Consider the following 16839-nt stretch of genomic DNA (forward strand, 5'->3'; position numbering starts at 1 on the left):
CCGAAGATTCGGGACGAAGGATCTCTTTATGATAAGGTACCGACAATTTGCCTTGATAGCAAATTATCAGTACCAATTCAATACATGCCATGTACCATTCGCTTCGCTCAAGTACATGGCACTCACCATTCACAAAATCTTTATGCCTGCCATGAATCTGAACAAAATTTTCGTAAGAAAATTTTGTGATTTGAATTAAAAAAATCTTATTTTTGTAAGCTCTCGAGTTCGAGCTAATATGGCGGGGGCAAAGGGATTCGAACCCTCGATCTTCAGATCGACAATCTGACGCGTTAAGCCAGGCTACGCTATACCCCCAAAAATTATAAAAGTACAAAAAACAAATTTAAGATTCAATGTTCGCAAAAACGCAAAAAGGTTTTAATTTTTGCGTTTTTGGTAGGCGATACAGGACTTGAACCTGTGACCTTTGCGATGTAAGCGCAACGCTCTAACCAACTGAGCTAATCGCCCTTATAAATTGCTGAATTACCTTAAAAACAAATGAACAAAAATTACACACGAATCTTCACGAATTCGTGGTGATTTGTGTATAGAGCGTCCCCAATGGGATTCGAACCCATGTCGTCAGATCGAAAATCTGATGTCCTAGGCCAGACTAGACGATGGGGACAAAATCATTCTGCGATTTTGGTGAGCCGCGAAGGACTCGAACCTTCTACCCCATCCTTAAAAGGGATGTGCTCTACCAGATGAGCTAGCGGCCCAATAAGAACTTACTTTAATGACAAGTTGCCAATACTTTGCCTCTTACCTATACTTCCCTGGTTTCCTTTTCTTTCTCCAATAATATCCGGTCTACTTCGTTTACATATTGATCAGTAAACCGCTGCAATTTATCCTGAACTTTAAACCTCTCATCTTCGGTAATACTGCCTTTTTTCTCACCTTCCCTTACTGATTCCAGGGCATCTCTTCTGATAATTCTAATAGCCACTTTTCCGTCTTCGGCTATCTTTCGCAATACCTTAACTAACTCCTCTCTTCTCTCTTCTGTTAACGAAGGAATCGTAATCCGAATAACCTTGCCGTCATTGACCGGGGTTATGCCTAAGTTTGCCTGTAAGATACTCTTTTCTATTGCGCCGATAACAGACTTATCCCAGGGTTGGATAACGATGAGCCTGGGTTGGGGAATGGCTATAGCGGCAAGTTGTTTTAATGATGTCGGCACGCCAAAATAATCGACCTTCAAATTATCAACCAGACCAACAGAAGCTCTGCTGGTCCTGACGCCCATAAACTCCCTTCTGGTAGACTCAATGATTTTCTTCATCTTGGATTCTGTTGTTCTTAATGTCTCATTAATTATCATAATTTTATCTTCAGTTAACTACGGTTCCTATTTTTTGACCTAAGATGATATTTTTGATATTCCCTTTTTGCGTCAAATTAAAGACAATAATCGGAAGGTTGTTATCCATGCAAAGAGAAATAGCGGTTGCATCCATTATTTTAAGCCCTCTCTTCAAAACCTCCATATAGGTCAGTTTGTCGAACTTTCTTGCCCTTTTATTCCGGTGAGGATCGCAAGTGTAAACACCGTCTACTTTGGTGGCTTTCAAAATAATTTCAGCATTCAATTCAATAGCCCGTAAGGCAGCTGTAGTATCGGTGGTAAAATACGGGTTACCGGTCCCTCCGGCCATAATAACCACTCTTTTCTTTTCCAAATGGCGGACAGCCCGTCTCCTGATATAGGGTTCAGCTAATTCCTTCATCTCTATAGCAGTTTGAATTCTGGTGGCAACACTTACTTTTTCCAATGCATCTTGAAGCGCCATGCCGTTTATAACCGTGGCCAACATACCCATATAGTCAGCCGTCGAACGGTCAATACCGCGGCTGGCTGCCGACACTCCTCTAAAGATATTACCGCCACCGATAACTATAACTATCTCTAAACCCAATCTATTGATTTCTTTTATCTGCTCTGCGATAGATTGAGTCATCTTCGGGCTAATGCCGTACGGCCGGCTGCCCTGTAGCGCCTCTCCGCTCAGTTTAAGAACTATTCTTTTGTAAAGGGACCTTTTTTTCTTCATCCCTGTTTATACCTCTTCTCCCAGTTGAAACCTTGTAAACCTTTTTATAGCTATATTCTCCCCTATCTTAGCTACTACAGAGGTAATATAATCCTTAACAGTTGTTTTAGGGTCCTTGATAAAGGGCTGATCCAATAAACAGACCTTTTGATAATATTCTTCTTTTTTATCCGGTTTAATTTTGTCTTTTAACAGCACTTCGGGAGAAATATTTTCCCTTTTAACATATAAAGGAGCAGAGGCCACTATCTGCAAGGCTATATTTCTAGCAAATTCTTTAAACTGGGTATTTCTAGCCACAAAGTCTGTCTCACAGTTAACTTCAACCAGCGCACCTATCTTATCGTTTAAATGAACGTAGGAGACTATCAAGCCCTGGGTGGTTGTCCTGGTTAACTTTTTAAAAGCCATGTCTATGCCTTTCTGCCGGAGCAAATCCATTGCTTTCTCCGAATCTCCTTCAGCCTCTTTCAGGGCATGCTTACAGTCCATAATGCCCGCCCCTGTTTTAGCGCGCAGCTCTTTAACTACTTCCTTGCTTATTCCCATATTATTATTCCTTTCCTTCCTCATTTTTTTCCTTTCTCTCTAAGCCTCTAAGAAATAACTCACGGCCTTCTATAACACTATCAGCGATCTTTGAGGTTATAACTGCAATTGATTTAATCGCATCATCGTTGCCGGGTAAAGGATAGGTAATTTTATCCGGGTCGCAATTTGTATCCACGATAGCAACTATCGGAATCGACAGCTTGTTGGCCTCGCGAACGGCTATTTCTTCTTTTTTGGGGTCGACTATAAAAAGAGCGTTAGGCAGCTTATCCATTTGAATTACTCCGTCAAGGTTCTTATGGAGCTTCCCTATCTCTTTATTTATTGAAGATACCTCTTTCTTAGCCAAAAGCTCAAACGTACCGTCAGTCTTCATTTTTTCTAATTTTTCTAAATATTTTACGCTTTTTCTAACCGTCTGAAAATTGGTTAACACCCCGCCGACCCATCGTTGATTTACATAAGGCATTTCGCAACGAGCCGCTTGGGCAGCAATAACCTTTTGAGACTGTTTCTTAGTACCGACAAACAACACCGCCTTACCCTGAGAAACAACGTTGGACAGGAACTGACAGGCATCTTGAAGATTCTTCAGCGTCTGCTCTAAATCGACTATATAAATCCCGCTCCTTTCTCCAAAGATATAACGGGCCATTTTGGGGTTCCAGCGCCTGGTCTGATGGCCAAAATGAACACCGGCCTCAAGAAACTCTCTTAATAAATCCTCTTTCAAATTTCACCTCCGGTTATAATGACAGTCAACAAAATCGGGTTCCAATTATATCATATCTTTTAAAAGGATGTCAAACTAAGCTCAAAAAGACAGGCACGGTTATAATGCTGAACAAAGTGGTAAAGAAAACCCCTGAAGCAGCAAGTTCGCTATCTCCACCCCCAAACCGGCGGATAAAAAGCGGCGTAGTTGAGGCAGAGGGCATAGCTGCCTGCAAGACTATTATCGCCCGAATCAAATGGGGCATATTAAAAATACTGGTAACTCCTAAGGCCACGGCCGGCACAATAATCAACCTGCAGGTAATTAAAGACAAAATGGTCTTATAAGGTATTTTCTGATTCAATTTTCCGCCGGCCAATATAGCTCCCACCACCAACAAGGCTAAGGGAATAGTTGCTTTCCCCAAAATATCGCTGGTCTCCAGAAAAAAAGAAGGTAGTTTAATAGAAAAACTTCCCGCCAATAATCCTATTAGAAGCGCTATTGTACCTGTGTTGATGAGATTTTTTAAAGAATCTACCTTTTTTTTATTAGTAGAGCGGCTTAATGTCCATATCCCCAGCGTCCACAACAGAAGGCTATAGCCAACATTAAATATAACCACTCTTACCACCCCTTGTTGACCGAATAAAGCAAAGGCCACAGGAATAGCTAAAAACCCACAGTTGGTAAAAGCGGACAGGTATATAAATGTATTTCGGCGGGGTTTATCCAGACAAAGAAAAGAAGAAACCAACCAGCCAAGCAGATAAGCCAGGAGAACAAGGCCAACAGCTGCCAGGGGAAGCATCCAGGTACTTATTAACAGCTCTTTAGAGCACTGAGTAGCCAAAGTATAAAAATACAAAAATGGCAGGGTAACAACCACTACAACCTTAGAAATATCATTGGTTGCTTCCTCTGTCAATAATCTTCTATACTTGGCTAAAGCACCGATCAATAACAACAGAAAAATAACGCTGATCTTGGATAAAATTTGAATAAACATCTATCCTGCCAAAAAATTTTTCAGTATCTTTTTTCCTTCTTTGGTCAAAATCGACTCTGGATGAAACTGAACACCCCAGACAGGATATTTTTTGTGCCTTAAGCCCATAATTTCTTTCTCTTCTGTTTCAGCTATGATCTCAAGTGAAGACGGCAAAGTATCCCTGTCTACTATCAATGAATGGTACCGGGTGGCCTCAAAGGGATTCTTAACACCCTTAACTATGCCTTTCCCGTTATGATATATAAATGATGTCATGCCGTGGAGCAGTCTCTTGGCCGTAACTATCTTTGCTCCAAAAACCTGGCCAATACACTGATGGCCAAGGCAAACACCAAGTATCGGAATATGGCTGCTAAAATGTTTTATTGCCTTTTTAGATATGCCCGCCTGTTCCGGCCTGCCCGGTCCGGGAGATATGACTATTCTCTCAGGCGCCAGTTTTTTAATCCCGGACAAATCTATTTTATCGTTTCTTTTAACGACTATATCCTCGCCCAATTCGCCCAGATATTGCACAAGGTTGTAAACAAAAGAATCATAGTTGTCAATGACTAATATCATTTCTTCCTCGTTCTTCCCGTCATTGCGAGGAGGCCTTGCCGAAGGCAGGCCGACGAAGCAATCTCAAAAAAAGAGATTGCTTCGGCTGGCTTCCGCCAGCCTCGCAATGACGTGTGTACTTACTCACAACCCTTCCTGCGCTAATTTAATTGCTTCAACAAGCGCTTTGGACTTATTTATCGTTTCCTGGTATTCTTTTGCCGGATCTGAATAGGCCACTATTCCCGCTCCTGCCTGAATATAAGCCTTATTGCCCTTAATAACCAAAGTTCTAATCGTAATACATGTATCTAAGTTCCCGGAAAAGCTAAAATACCCGACCACTCCCGCATACGGCCCGCGCCTTGTTTTTTCCAGTTCATCAATTATCTCCATGGCCCTTATTTTAGGCGCTCCGGTAACAGTACCGGCAGGAAATGTGACCTTTAAAAGAGAAAAAGAGTCCTCGTTCTTTTTCAATCTGCCCGTTATATCACTAACAATATGAATAACATGTGAATATTTTTCAATAGTCATCAGCTCTCCGACATTAACGCTTTTGTATCGGCAGACACGGCCTACATCATTCCTGCCCAGATCCACCAGCATAATGTGTTCTGCTCTCTCTTTAGGATCGCCAAGCAGATCTTTCGTAAAACGGTTATCTTCTTTCTCGTTTTTCCCGCGCTGCCTTGTCCCGGCTATGGGCCTTATTTCAACTAAATCATCCTCGCATCTAACATGAAGCTCCGGAGAGGAACCAACCAAAGTAATGTCTTGAAATTTTAAATAAAACATATAAGGAGAGGGGTTCAAAGAACGCAGGTATCGATAAACATCGAAAGGACTAACTACTAAATCGATCTCAAACCTTTGCGACAAAACCACCTGGATAATGTCGCCTGCTTTTATATATTTCTTGGCTTTTAAAACCGTTTGTTCAAATTCGCTTTGAGTAAAATTGGATTTTATCTTTAATTCTCCGGAAACTTGTGGTCTGTTTTCTGTTTTCTGTTTTCTGCCTTCTGTTTTCTTCAGTCTATCGATAATCGAATCAATCTTTTTTATAGATTCCTCATAAACCTCTGATATCTGTCTTCTGTTTCCTGACTTCTGTTTTTCTATATGCGCATTAGAAACCACCTTGATCTTGCGGTCTACATGGTCAAAAATTAAAATAGTGTCGGTCAATATAAACATACAATCAGGCAGATTTAAATCATCCGGATTTTCATCAGGCAATTTTTCAAAAAACCTAACTGTATCATACCCCATATAACCGACCATGCCTCCGCAGAATCTCGGCAAACCCTCCACTTCCACAAACTTAAACTTACCCATTAATTCTTTAATCTTAGCTAATGGATTACTCTCAAAAGGAATTTTTTTAATTTTATATTTTGCTCTGGTGTCTGATTCTATTATTTCAATTTCTTTACCCTTGCTTTTAAAAACCAACGACGGTCTGCCGCCTAAAAATGAAAACCGGCCTACCTTTTCCCCTTTTTCCACTGATTCTAAAAGGTAGGAATATTCACCCTGGTCTATCTTTTGGAATGCCGAGACAGGTGTTTCTACATCGGCCAGGATTTCTTTATAGACAGGTATCAAATTACCCTGCTTTGACTTAGCAATGAATTCTTCCTTAGAGGGATAATGCATAAATATCTTTCACAAATCTAAAGCAGCTTGCTTGTCTATAACAAAGGTGCAATCCGACTGATGCTGTAAGCAAGATGCCGGTATCTGGGAAGTTATCGGGCCGTTAACAGCTTTACTCACAGCTACGGCTTTATTACTGCCGGTAGCTATTAAAACAACCTTTTTAGTTTCTAAAATAGTAGCTATGCCCATAGTAAGAGCCTGACGGGGCACATCAGAAGCGCTTTTAAAAAAACGCGCATTATCTTCTATGGTCTTTGGGGTCAAGTTTACAACACGCGTCCTTGAATCCAGACCAGATCCGGGTTCATTAAACGCAACATGTCCGTTTGAGCCAATACCCAGCAGTTGTAAATCTATATTGCCTGCTTTTGAAATAGCATCCTCAAATTGCCTGCATTCAGTCTCAGGATCTTTAGCAAGACCGTTCAAAACATAAGTATTGGATTTATCTATATTGACATGATCAAACAACATCTTATCCATAAAATAACGGTAACTCTGGTCATGATCCGCTGAAAGCCCTAAATACTCATCCAGATTAAAAGTAACTACCCTGGAAAAATCAAGGCCCTCTTCTTTCTGCAGACGGATTAATTCCCGGTACATATCTACCGGAGTACCGCCTGTAGCCAACCCCAGAACTATTGAAGGATTGCTGCGAATGGCCTGCTGGAAAATCCGGGCAGATTCTTTGGCAGTCTCATGTTTATTTTCGCACACTATTACTTTGATATTTTTCTTCTCCATTTTATTTACCTTCTCCGGAAATTACATTTCGCCAGGTTTTAGTTAATTTTTTTATTTCTACATCAAATAAATCGTTGACGATTAATTTATCTCCTCCTACACAGCCGATATTATAAAGCGGCACCTCTTTTTCTTTGGCCAATGTTTCTATCTCTGAGAGTACCCGGGGATTAGAACTTACTACTACCCGGGATTGAGATTCTCCGAATAAAAAGGCAATGTTGCTGACTGCCTTAATTTCACAAGTTATCTTCGCCCCAATCATCTTATCTTTATCAACAATACAGCTCTCGGCCAGGGCTGCTGCCAGCCCGCCCTCGGAAAGATCGTGGGCTGAGTTTATTAAACATCTTTTAACCAGTTCCTGAATAAAGCCTTGGTTTCTTTTTTCTCTATCCAAATTCAGTTCAGGAGGCCTGCCTTTCTTCATATTATGGATAATCTTTAAAAACTCCGTTCCTCCTAATTCTTCAAAGGTCTCGCCAATTAATAAAATTATATCCCCCTCTTTTTTAAAAGAAGAACTCACAAATCTATCCACATTTTCTAACAGTCCGACCATGCCGATAACCGGTGTTGGGTCAACCGATCCTTTGGGACTTTCATTATGAAAACTGACATTACCGCTAATTACCGGTATATCTAATCCCTTACAGGCGCAGCTAATCCCCTCAACACACTTTTTAAATTGCCAGAATATTTCCGGATCATAGGGATTGCCAAAGTTCAGACAATCAGTTAAGGCAAGCGGCCTTCCCCCTGAACAAACAATATTTCTCGCTGCCTCACAAACCGCGATCATTCCTCCTCTGTAAGGATTCAAATAACAATAAGTGCCATTACAATCAGAGGTTATGACAACCGCCTTTTTTGTCCCCTTGATAGATATCACACCGGCATCTGCGCCTTTGAATATAGAATGGAACCCGGCTTCTTCAGGCCGGCTCTGTGAACATAACCATTCCTTGCTGGCTATTGTCGGAGAGCCTAACAATTTAAGCAAAACATCATTATAATCTTCCGGTTGAGACAATTGCCCTATATCCAGGCTGGAAACCTCTTTTAAATATTGGGGTTCTTTTTCTTCCCGGATATAAACCGGCGCGTTTTCAGTCAGGGCAGACGCGGACACCTCTGCTACTACTTCACCCTTATCTTTTACGCGGACTAAACCATCATCTGTTACTCTGCCTATTTCATCGACAGGAACATTATATTTATTACATATTTCTCTAACTTTTAAAATATCATCTTTCTTGACAATAGCCAGCATCCTTTCCTGCGATTCCGACAGCATTATCTCATAAGGGTTCATTGCCTCTTCTTTGCGGGGAACTAATGAGACATCTATTTCTATTCCCTTACCGCTCTTCGCAGCCATTTCAGAAGTAGAGCAGGTAAGTCCGGCAGCCCCCATATCCTGCATCCCGACTACCAGGCCGCTGTGTATTAACTCAAGTGAGGCCTTACGAAGAATCTTTCCCATTTTAGGATCGCCGATTGCCACAGCAGATTTCTTTCTCTCTGAATCCTCATCCAAACCGCCTGAGGCAAAACTCGCTCCAGCCACACCATCCTTACCGGTAGGGCCTCCTAAAATCAAAACTACATTTCCTGCTTCTCCGGCCTTTGCCTTTGTAAGTTCAGAATGTTTCATTAATCCAACGCACATAGCATTCACTAAAGGATTTCCCTGGTACGAACGGTCAAAATAAACCTCTCCTGCTACTACAGGTATCCCTACGATGTTAGCATAGGTAGTAAAGCCCCTGGCTACTTCCTTAAATAAAAATTTAACACGGTCATCATTCAGGTCGCCGAAACGTAGAGAATCTGCTAAGGCAATGGGAACAGCACCCATAGTAAAGATATCCCTCATTACGCCCCCTCCTCCGGTTGCCGAAGCCTCGTAAGGTTCAACAGCTGAGGGGTGATTATGGGATTCTATTTTGGTCACAATTGCTAAATTATCCCCTATATCCACTACTCCGGCATTTTCACCCGGTCCCTGAATAACAACTCTTGAGGTAGTTGGAAATAATTTAAGGACTGATTTGGAGTTTTTATATGAACAGTGCTCTGACCACATAGCCGAAAACATACCAAGTTCTGTATATCTTGGTTCGCGATTAAGAAGATCGCAGATCCTTTGATATTCATCCCGGCTTAATCCATGTTCGGAAATAACCTCTTCACTTATTGTTTTCGTCTCTTTGCCTGCCATATTTTACCTCCTGGTATAAAAGCGTACTTGATTACATTCAAAAATGATTACATAGATCTTTAAAATCACACAAACAATCTGTGTAATCTGCTTTTAAAATCTGCGTAATCATAATTAATGTTTTTTTATCGCTTATGATATTCCTGAAGTGATTTGACTGAAAAACTTTTCCTACTTAAGGCCTCAATGCCGTTTACCGTAGCCTGGGCACCGGCAATAGTAGTTACCAAAGGAATGTTGTAAAGAACAGCCGTGCTTCTTATAATGGTTTCATCTCTCTTGGTAAGCTTCCCTTGCGGGGTATTGATAATCAAATTAATCTCACCGCTCTTTAACATATCTACAATATGGGGCCTTTCCTCATATAATTTGGGCACTATTCTCATTTTCAGGCCGTTTTCTGTTAATACCCTGGCTGTTCCGCTGGTAGCAAACAGTTTAAACCCCAGGCCAGCCAATTTCTTGGCAATAAGAACAGCTTTATTTTTATCCTCATTTCTTACAGTAATCAAAACGTTTCCCTTTAGCGGAATTTTCTGTCCGGCAGCCATTTGGCTTTTGGCATAGGCTAAACCAAATGTAGAATCTATGCCCATTACCTCACCGGTGGATTTCATTTCAGGACCTAAAATCGCATCCGCGCCGGGAAATCTGGCAAAGGGAAATACAGATTCTTTAACCGCTATGTGATCAATCTCTATCTCCTTAGTTATTCCCAGTTGCTTTAATGTCTTTCCCAGCATTACCTTGGTAGCTATCTTGGCCCAGGCAATACCACTGGCCTTGGAAATAAGAGGAATAGTCCTGGAAGCCCGCGGGTTTACTTCCAGTATATAAACTACGTTGCGTCTTACGGCATATTGGATATTTAATAACCCTTTAACATTTAACTCCTTAGCCAGGGCATAAGTATTTTTCTTAATTTTTTCAATTATGGCATCACTCAATGTATGAGGAGGAAGCACCATGGCACTGTCTCCTGAATGAACCCCTGCTTCCTCAATGTGCTCCATAATGCCGGCAATTACACATCTGTCTCCATCGGCCACAGCGTCTACATCTACTTCAACAGCATCTTCTAAAAATTTATCTATTAAAATTGGTTTTTCCGGCGAGGCCTGGACAGCTTTTTGCATAAAATTAGCTAATTCCCCATCATCATAGACTATCTCCATTGCCCTGCCGCCCAAAACATAAGAAGGCCTCAACATAATCGGATAACCTATTTTTCGGGCAATTCTTTCTGCCTGGTCAAAAGAGGTTACAGTATCATTATCAGGTTGAATTAATTTAAGTTTTTTAATAAGCCTTTTGAAACGTTTTCTATCCTCTGCCTTGTCTATTGAGTCAGGGCTGGTTCCCAGTATTTTGACACCTGCCTTGTGCAGGGCAGTAGAAATATTAAGCGGGGTCTGTCCGCCAAACTGGACAATAATACCAAACGGCTTTTCGCAATTTACAATATTTAACACATCTTCTACCGTAAGGGGCTCAAAATATAATTTATTTGATGTATCATAATCAGTAGAAACAGTCTCAGGATTACAATTTACCATAATGCTGTCTATATATTCTTCTTTTAAGGCGTAAGAGGCATGGCAGCAACAGTAATCGAACTCTATTCCCTGGCCAATCCTATTTGGCCCGCCGCCCAATATGAGAACCTTCTTATTAGAACTGGGCTGAGACTCATTTCTTGTTTCATATGTTGAATAATAATACGGCTGGCTCGCCTGAAACTCTCCTGCACAGGTATCGACCGGTTTAAAAACCGGCTGGATTTTATATTTTTTTCTCAAACCTCGAATCTTTTCTTCCTTACTACCCAGTAAGTCCGCCAGCTGTACATCGCTAAATCCATTTTCTTTCGCTTTTCTTAGTAATTTTGAAGATATAATTTCTGTTTTCTGACTTCTGTTTTCTGATTTCTGTTTTCTGATTTCCCCCTCCATCTCAACCAACTGCTTCATATTATCAAGAAACCAGCGGTCTATCCTGGAAAGCTCATAAATCTCATCTACTGATAACCCTGCTTTTAACCCATAACGAATATAAAATAGTCTTTGGTCATTAGGGGTCTTTATCTTTTGTTTAATAAGCTCGGTGTCTTTTTGCAGATTTTCAGGTATATCCCGGCCATCAGCGCCAAACCCGTATCTGGAAGTCTCGGTTGATCGTATCCCCTTTTGAAAGGCCTCTTTAAAATTTCTTCCGATAGACATGGCCTCGCCAACCGCCTTCATAGAAGTATTTAGCACCGGCTCTGTTTCAGAAAACTTCTCAAATGTAAAACGGCAGATCTTAAATACGCAATAATCAATCGTGGGTTCAAAAAAAGACGTGGTTTTCCCGGTTATCTGATTCATAACCTCAGGAAGTGTTAATCCTACTGCCAGTTTCGTGGCTACCATGGCAATAGGAAAACCTGTTGCCTTGCTTGCCAGAGCAGAACTGCGCGAAAGCCTCGGGTTGACCTCGATTATCACGATCCGGCCATTATTGGGATTCTGGGCAAACTGAATATTTGCCCCGCCTCCTGTAATATCTACTTTTCTTATTATTTTTTTAGACAGATTAACAAAATTACTGTATTCCTCAGCTGTAAGGGTTTGGGCCGGAGCTACTACAATGCTGTCACCGGTATGAACGCCCATAGGATCCACGTTCTCCATAGAAGTAATCATAACAACATTGTCCACCCGGTCTCTCATCACTTCATATTCTATTTCCTTCCATCCCAAAACTGACTGCTCTACCAGGACCTGCTCTACAGGACTTATCTCAATCGCCTTGGCTAAAGAGACTTCCAACTCCTCCTTATTATAAACCGTAGCACTTCCTTTGCCCCCAAGACAAAAAGCAGGCCTGAGTATCAATGGAAATCCTATTCTCAAACCTATTTTTACCCCCTCTTTCACAGAAGTGGCAATTCCGCTTTGGGGAACATCAACCCCTATTTCATTCATCGCCTGCTTAAATAAATCCCTGTCCTCAGCCCTGGCTATGGCCTCTGGACTGGCTCCAAGAGATTCAACTCCATACTTTTTCAACACTCCCTCTTTTGCCAGGAAGGTTGCCAGATTTAAGGCCGTCTGGCCGCCAAGAGTAGGAAGCACGGCATCCGGCCTTTCCTTTTGGATAACCTTGGTTAAAATCTCTAAAGTCAAAGGCTCGATATATGTCCCATCAGCCATTTGAGGATCAGTCATAATAGTGGCGGGATTTGAATTCACAAGTACTGTCTTATATCCCTCTTCCCTCAATGCCTTGCAGGCCTGAGAACCGGAATAATCAAATTCACAAGCCTGGCCAATAACAATCGGCCCTGACCCAATCATCAATATTTTCTTTATATCTTTTCGTTTAGGCATGATGAAATTGTTAAATATGAAATCCCTAAAAACTATCTTAAACGCAGATTCTCACAGACGTCGTTGCGAGCGAAGTCCCCGAAGGGGAAGGAGCGAAGCAATCTCTCTTTTTGAGAGTACGAAGTTTCCCCGTAAGGAGATTGCTTCGTCCCGCCACCTTTGGTGGCGAGACTCGCAATGACGTTTATGTCAGATCTGCGTATATCTGCGTTAAAAAATGCTTTTCCAGAATTCTCTTTATAATTTCTTAACTGATGTTATGAAATTTTTCAGCACGCAATTAACCTCGCCCATGCCCGGAGATGCCGGATAAAATTGGTATCCCCAAGCCTTCAGCTTCCTGCATTCAATACCCTCTATGGTCTCATCATTTATATTGCGCCATGCAATCTTCACATTTTTTCCTTTAAGCGAACTTTCATTTATTGCATAACTATGATTTTGAACCGTTATTTCTCCCTTTAAAGACCCCGGACTTAAGACAGGATAATTCAAGCCGTGGTGACCTAAAAACATGCTTTCCACCCGGCCGCCCAGCGCCAGGGCAAGAACCTGACAACCTGCGCCTATTCCAAGCACAGGCACTTTACCAAGTAATTGCTTTACCTTCTCAACTGCAATATAAATTCCCTTATCCGCTTCCGGGCCGTCTGAAATTATCACTGCCTTTGGTAAATTCTTTAACAGGCTGGAACCTGAGATATTATATGGAAAAACCTTGACCCCCCAGCCCAAAGTTTCAAGCTGGCTGACAATGCTATTTGTAAGGCCAATATCTATAACTCCTATTGTCAAACCTCGTTTGCCGGACCTGGTTATTTTTTTGACCGAAATATCCTTAATTACATCTAATCCTTTAAACTTTAACTTTTCTATTTTTTTCTTCAAGCTTTTAGGATTAAAGTCTCTGGTTGAAATTATTCCGAACTGCTCTCCGTTTTCACGAAGCTCAACCATCAGGGTCCTTGTATCAATGCCCTCTATTGCCAAAACCTCTTCTTTCTCTAAGAACCTGTCAAAATCCCCTTCTGCCTGCCAGTTGCTTGTTATAGTTGCCTTTTCTTTAATAACCACAGCCTCGGCCCAAACCTTTTTAGATTCCATAAACTTTTTGGCCACGCCATAGTTTCCGATAAGAGGATAGGTCAAGACTATAATCTTTCCGGCATTAGCAGGGCTGGTCATTACTTCCTGATAGCCAACAACTCCCGTATAAAAGCTAACCCGACCTGTCTTTTCTCCATTTAACCCAATAGATCTTCCTTTAAATATAGAACCTTTTTCTAAGGCCAAAACCGCTTTTTTCATTTTTCCTCAATCGGGCGTATCCCATCCCAGCAGTTAAGACAAAGTTTTTCCTTTGGCAAACCAATAGCGCTGACGAAATCTTCCAGAGAGTTATATTTTAGAGAATCGGCCCCAACAAGTTTGGCCACTTTTTCCTCAACTATCCTTAATTTATCTAAAGAGCCTATTTCGCCTTGTTTAATAAATGACCTTACTGCTAATTCCTCATAGGTCCGGGTGGAAATCCCATAACTGCAGGGGTGCATAAGCGGGGGACAAGCCACTCTTACATGAACCTCTTTTGCCCCTGCCTTTTTGAGCTCACGAACCTTGTCTCGAATCTGTGTGCCCCGAACTATAGAATCATCACAGAGAATAATTTTTTTATCCTGCACTGCTTCTCTTATAACAGAAAGTTTCCTTTTGGCCATCTTGTCCCTGGCGGCTTGAGTTGCCAGAGTATAACTGCGGTCAGCGTAACGATTATACAAAAATACGTTTTGATATTGAATCTTTGATCTTTTATGATACCCCAAGGCATGTCCTATCCCGGACATAGGAACCGACGCTATGCAATCTGCCCTTAACCTTCCTTCTCTTTCATCCCGTTCAGCCAATTTTTCACCTAAATTATTTCTGGCCTGCTTAACATACACCCCATCGATTTTGGAATCTATACTGGCAACATAAGCCCATTCAAAGGCACAATGAGCAGTCCTTTTTACAGGAATCTTCCCCACTATATTAAATCCATGCTTATTTATTAAAATTATCTCTCCCGGTTTTACATCTCGTTCTATCTCCATATCCAAACTCTCGACAGCCCGGGATTCACTGGCCACTACAAATTTTTCATTTCCACTTCCTAAAATCAACGGCCTAAATCCATAAGGACCCCGGGCAGCGTAGATTCCTCGATGATTCAAAATTAAAAGAGAGAAGGCCCCCTTAATCCTTTGGGCCATTGAGACAATACCCTGAACTAAATCCTCTCCCTCTCCAATCATCTTAGAGAGAAGTTCAATATGGCTGTCTGTAGAAAATGAATGTCCTTTTTTCTTTAAATCTAAAAAGAGCTGGTCGGCATTTATGATATTACCGCTAAAACAAGCAGCAAAACTTCCTAATTTGGTCTCTAATTTTACGGGCTGGCGGTCTTTTAAGCTTACATGGCCAATGCCAAAATTTCCGCTTAACGACCGGAGTTCAAGCTCGGTAAATCTTTCTCCTACCCTGCCCAAATGGGTTATAAGACTAATTTCATTATCTGCGGCAGTTGCTATTCCGCAATACTGCTGGCCCCGATGTTGCAGGAAATCAATCCCCAGATATATATCGTTTACGCAATCTCTTTTTGAATAGACGCCAAACACTCCGCAGTTATCCGGCATTCTTACCACCCCATCCTCTGAGCTCTACAGCCCGGGCCACTCTTGCCACAGCCACCATATAAGCGGCTACCCTCATATTGATTTTATGTTTAACGGACATATCTAAAGCATCGTGAAAGGCCTTAGTCATTTTCCTATTAAGTCTTTGGTGAACCTCTTCGATCTCCCAGTAAAGATTGGTAATGTTCTGGACCCATTCAAAATAAGAAACAGTAACGCCTCCGGCATTGCAGAGAAAATCAGGAATTACAAATACCTTATTTTTATAGAGAATCTTATCAGCCTCCGGCGTTGTCGGGCCATTGGCAGCCTCTGCTATAATCTTTGCTTTTATCCGGGGGGCATTTTCTTTAGTAATGACATTTTCTAAGGCCGCCGGCCATAATATATCAACATCAAGCTCTAACAGATCCTCATTTGAGATAAATTTTGTCCCCGGAAAATTAATAACCGAACCTGTCTTTTTCTTGTGTTCCAGCACTGCCTGAGGATCAAAGCCATTAGGATCATAACTCCCGCCTTTTGTATCAGATACAGCAATAATTTTACAGCCAAGAATTTCCTGGCTTAAGATAGAGGCATATGAACCGGCATTTCCATATCCCTGGACCGCTGCTGTTGTTTTTTTAGTATTGATCTTTAAATGTCCGGCTGCCTCTCTTACTGTATATACCCCGCCCCTGGCAGTAGCATCGCCCCTGCCTAAAGAACCTCCTATTTCTATGGGTTTGCCGGTAATCACACCCGGAGAGTAACTGCCCTTTAATTTACTGTATTCATCCATCATCCAGGCCATTATCTGAGGTGTTGTATAAACATCGGGGGCAGGAATATCTTTTTCCGGGCCGATATATTTAAATATTTTTTTTATATAACCCCTGCTAAGTCTCTCCAGCTCTTTAACAGACAGCTTCTTGGAGTTACAAATTATTCCGCCCTTTCCTCCTCCAAAGGGAATATCTACCAGGGCTGTTTTCCAGGTCATCCAGGCAGATAACGCCCTTACCGTATCAACGGTTTCTTCAGGATGATACCTTATCCCGCCTTTACACGGCCCCCGGGCATCATTATATTGAATTCTGAAGCCCTTAAATCGTTTAATCTTGCCATTATCCATTTTTACCGGGATAGTCACATGGTACTCCCTCATCGGCTTTCTTAAAAGCCGATGTATAGCGGGAGCCAAACTTAATTTTTTAGCTGCTTCATCCAGCTGGCTCTGAGCGATCTTAAATGGATTCAATCTTTTTTTTTGCATAATGTTATTTT

13 protein-coding genes and 4 tRNA genes are annotated in these 16839 nt (G+C 41.6%); all 17 read right to left on the reverse strand.

Features of this window, described 5'->3' with window-relative positions; translation table 11 throughout:
* Positions 1 to 239: 239 nt before the first annotated feature.
* The 17 genes from U9Q08_03555 to U9Q08_03635 all read right to left on the reverse strand — a co-directional run bounded on the left by U9Q08_03555 (position 240) and on the right by U9Q08_03635 (position 16828).
* A tRNA-Asp gene (locus U9Q08_03555) sits at positions 240 to 318 on the reverse strand.
* A 79-nt stretch (positions 319 to 397) separates the two neighbouring features.
* Positions 398 to 474, reverse strand: a tRNA-Val gene (locus tag U9Q08_03560).
* A gap of 85 nt (positions 475 to 559) precedes the next feature.
* Positions 560 to 634, reverse strand: a tRNA-Glu gene (locus tag U9Q08_03565).
* 18 nt (positions 635 to 652) lie between these two features.
* Positions 653 to 728: transfer RNA gene (locus U9Q08_03570), tRNA-Lys, on the reverse strand.
* Positions 729 to 775: 47 nt separating this feature from the next.
* Entirely contained in the window at positions 776 to 1336 is a 561-nt protein-coding gene (gene frr / locus U9Q08_03575; protein ID MEA3328790.1) for a ribosome recycling factor, read from the reverse strand.
* Between the two features lie 10 nt (positions 1337 to 1346).
* Positions 1347 to 2066, reverse strand: coding sequence for a UMP kinase (pyrH, locus tag U9Q08_03580; protein ID MEA3328791.1), 720 nt, complete (start codon positions 2064 to 2066; stop codon positions 1347 to 1349).
* Positions 2067 to 2072: 6 nt separating this feature from the next.
* On the reverse strand, positions 2073 to 2639 hold the full coding sequence (gene tsf / locus U9Q08_03585) for a translation elongation factor Ts (GenBank protein MEA3328792.1): 567 nt from the start codon (positions 2637 to 2639) through the stop codon (positions 2073 to 2075).
* Entirely contained in the window at positions 2620 to 3351 is a 732-nt protein-coding gene (rpsB, locus tag U9Q08_03590) for a 30S ribosomal protein S2 (GenBank protein ID MEA3328793.1), read from the reverse strand. The genes tsf and rpsB overlap by 20 nt, the downstream gene beginning before the upstream one ends.
* Before the next feature lie 70 nt (positions 3352 to 3421).
* Positions 3422 to 4342 (reverse strand): AEC family transporter, encoded by a 921-nt coding sequence (locus tag U9Q08_03595; protein ID MEA3328794.1) that lies wholly within the window; start codon positions 4340 to 4342, stop codon positions 3422 to 3424.
* Positions 4343 to 4906, reverse strand: a complete 564-nt coding sequence (locus U9Q08_03600; protein MEA3328795.1) for an aminodeoxychorismate/anthranilate synthase component II — start codon at positions 4904 to 4906, stop codon at positions 4343 to 4345. It lies immediately after the preceding gene.
* 123 nt (positions 4907 to 5029) lie between these two features.
* Entirely contained in the window at positions 5030 to 6547 is a 1518-nt protein-coding gene (trpE, locus tag U9Q08_03605; GenBank protein MEA3328796.1) for an anthranilate synthase component I, read from the reverse strand.
* Positions 6548 to 6556: 9 nt separating this feature from the next.
* Positions 6557 to 7282: a glucosamine-6-phosphate deaminase gene (gene nagB / locus U9Q08_03610; GenBank protein MEA3328797.1), complete on the reverse strand. Its 726-nt coding sequence runs from the start codon at positions 7280 to 7282 to the stop codon at positions 6557 to 6559.
* A gap of 16 nt (positions 7283 to 7298) precedes the next feature.
* Positions 7299 to 9521: a phosphoribosylformylglycinamidine synthase subunit PurL gene (gene purL / locus U9Q08_03615; protein MEA3328798.1), complete on the reverse strand. Its 2223-nt coding sequence runs from the start codon at positions 9519 to 9521 to the stop codon at positions 7299 to 7301.
* 125 nt (positions 9522 to 9646) lie between these two features.
* A complete protein-coding gene (carB, locus tag U9Q08_03620; protein MEA3328799.1) occupies positions 9647 to 12892 on the reverse strand; it encodes a carbamoyl-phosphate synthase large subunit in 3246 nt (1081 codons plus the stop codon).
* 237 nt (positions 12893 to 13129) lie between these two features.
* The gene (gene carA / locus U9Q08_03625; protein MEA3328800.1) at positions 13130 to 14200 is read right to left on the reverse strand and encodes a glutamine-hydrolyzing carbamoyl-phosphate synthase small subunit; all 1071 of its coding nucleotides are present in this window, start codon (positions 14198 to 14200) and stop codon (positions 13130 to 13132) included.
* The gene (locus tag U9Q08_03630) at positions 14197 to 15570 is read right to left on the reverse strand and encodes an amidophosphoribosyltransferase (GenBank protein MEA3328801.1); all 1374 of its coding nucleotides are present in this window, start codon (positions 15568 to 15570) and stop codon (positions 14197 to 14199) included. Before U9Q08_03630 ends, carA begins: the two co-directional genes overlap by 4 nt.
* The gene (locus U9Q08_03635; protein MEA3328802.1) at positions 15560 to 16828 is read right to left on the reverse strand and encodes a Glu/Leu/Phe/Val dehydrogenase; all 1269 of its coding nucleotides are present in this window, start codon (positions 16826 to 16828) and stop codon (positions 15560 to 15562) included. The genes U9Q08_03630 and U9Q08_03635 overlap by 11 nt, the downstream gene beginning before the upstream one ends.
* Positions 16829 to 16839: the final 11 nt, after the last annotated feature.

This window comes from Candidatus Omnitrophota bacterium, from assembly GCA_034717435.1.
GTDB lineage: Bacteria > Omnitrophota > JAUWXU01 > JAUWXU01 > JAUWXU01 > JAYELI01.